The 2,287-nt window shown below is 70.2% G+C and carries 2 protein-coding genes and 1 pseudogene; all 3 read left to right on the forward strand.

From position 1 onward, the window contains the following. Positions 1–951 (forward strand): hypothetical protein (locus tag ACOADB_RS20305; protein WP_378602683.1); only part of this gene is annotated, 951 nt, incomplete at its 5' end. Between the two features lie 9 nt (positions 952–960). Continuing rightward, on the forward strand, positions 961–2,067 hold the full coding sequence (locus ACOADB_RS20310; protein ID WP_378602685.1) for a GuaB3 family IMP dehydrogenase-related protein: 1,107 nt from the start codon (positions 961–963) through the stop codon (positions 2,065–2,067). Positions 2,068–2,086: 19 nt separating this feature from the next. Then, positions 2,087–2,287, forward strand: a pseudogene (locus ACOADB_RS20315) (MFS transporter); the annotation flags it as partial.

Genomic DNA, 2,287 nt, shown 5'->3' on the forward strand with positions numbered 1-2,287 from the left:
TCAGGTCGCTGGCATGAAGGAACTCACGCACTGATGGCATCGGTCAGGAATCTGGTCGCCCTCACCGCCGGTGCCGTTGTCGCCGCCGTGGGGCTGACTGCGTGTCAGAGCGGCAGTGACACCGGTCGGGTGCTGGACGAGCGGCCCGCCGGCGTGGAGGGTGACGACCTCACGGTTCGGGTCCCGAGCGCCGAGATCGTGTTCACCGTCGGATCGCCAGTCGACGAGGTCGACGGCGTCGACGCACCGGGGAACGGCGCCATCGTCCCGATCGGCTGGAAGGTGACCAGGCAGCCCGCCGGCCCGTTTGCAGGCTTCACCGCGGAGTCCGAGGTGGAGGTCGTCACCGACGAGGGGTCCATCGACCTGGTGACGATCGACGACGAGTCCGGTGCCGACGCGGCCGCCTGGGTCGTCGTACCCGGAAACGGTGAGGACGTCGAGCTGCGCGTGACCTACGACGGCGTCGCGCAGACGGTCTCGACCGGCGGAGAGAGCGAGTACGGCGCGGCGGCGGCGTACTACGACCCGGCCGCCGACGGCATCGACGTCCCCTGTGGTGCAACGGTGTGGAAGCGCGAGGACCTGCTCCTCGAATGCCGTACGACGGCATGGGTGCTGCCCTATGCCCCCGATTCCGGTTGGGCTGACGAAGGGTCGGTCTATGCCGTCGTCCAGCCTCGCCTCCGGCTGGAGCGCATCCTCGACGCCACCCAGCGTCTCGAGACGGTCTTCGTCCAGGACCGGTCGACGCTCGACGGGAAGGCACCGGCTGTCGCTCTCGAGCGCGGCGACTCGGGCACGGGCTCGGTCGGCGGTGTCCTGGTCGCGCAGGTGCCGTCGGGCGGAGACCACGTCTGGCAGGCCAGCCTCGGCTTCGAGATCACCGAAGGCGCCCGTAAGGGTGAGGCCGTCGCCCTGGAGGCGGACCTGCCGTTCCGTGGCCGATAGGCTGCCCCAGTGACTGACATCGAGATCGGCCGCGCGAAGCGCGCGCGCCGTGCCTATTCCTTCGACGACATCGCCATCGTGCCGTCGCGGCGCACCCGCGACCCGGAGGAAGTCAGCATCGACTGGCAGATCGACGCGTACCCCTTCACGCTGCCGATCATCGCCGCCCCGATGGACTCGGTGATGTCGCCGTCGACGGCGATCGCCTTCGGTCGCCACGGCGGCCTCGGCGTGCTCAACCTCGAGGGCCTCTGGACCCGGTACGACGACCCCGAGCCGTTGCTCGAAGAGGTCGCCGGGTTGCAGGGCGAGGAGGCAACGCGTCGCCTGCAGACGATCTACACCGAGCCGATCAAGCCCGAGCTGATCACCGCCCGGTTGCGCGAGATGCGCGACGCCGGTGTGACGGTCGCCGGTTCGCTGTCGCCGCAGCGCACCAAGGAGTTCGCGAAGGTCGTCACGGACGCCGGCGTGGACCTCTTCGTCATCCGCGGCACCACGGTCTCTGCCGAGCACGTCTCCAGCCAGGCCGAGCCGTTGAACCTCAAGGAGTTCATCTACGAGCTCGACGTCCCGGTCATCGTCGGCGGCTGCGCCACCCACCAGGCGGCGCTGCACCTGATGCGCACCGGTGCTGCGGGCGTGCTCGTCGGCTTCGGTGGCGGTGCCGCCCACACGACGCGCACCGTCCTCGGTGTCGCCGTGCCCATGGCCAGCGCCGTGGCCGATGTCGCGGCCGCGCGCCGTGACTACCTCGACGAGTCGGGCGGCCGCTACGTCCACGTGATCGCCGACGGTTCGATCGGCACCTCCGGCGACCTGTCGAAGGCAATCGCCTGTGGCGCGGACGCCGTGATGGTGGGCTCGCCGTTCGCGCGCGCCACCGATGCGCCGGGTCGCGGCTTCCACTGGGGTGCCGAGGCGCACCACGCCGACCTCCCGCGCGGCCAGCGCGTCCAGCTCGAGCAGGTCGGCACGATCGAGGAGATCCTCTTCGGCCCGTCCCGCGTCGCCGACGGGACGATGAACCTCATCGGTGCCCTCAAGCGTTCGATGGCCACCACCGGCTACACGGAGCTCAAGGAGTTCCAGCGGGTGGAGGTCGTCGCCACCTGATGTCGATCGTCGCAGTCGCGTGAGCGTCGACAGCGCCCGGGAGGAGCCCGGGACACTGGCGATGGGCACGGCTGCGGGTCGATGGGTCCTGCTGGCCACCGTCCTCGGGTCGGGACTGGCCATGCTCGACGCGACGGTCGTCAACGTCGCGCTCGGCCGGATCGGGGAGGACCTCGAGGCGGGATTCTCCGGCCTGCAGTGGACGATCAACGCCTACACG

The organism is Nocardioides sp. CPCC 206348, from assembly GCF_048654705.1.
Taxonomy (GTDB): Bacteria; Actinomycetota; Actinomycetes; order Propionibacteriales; family Nocardioidaceae; genus Nocardioides.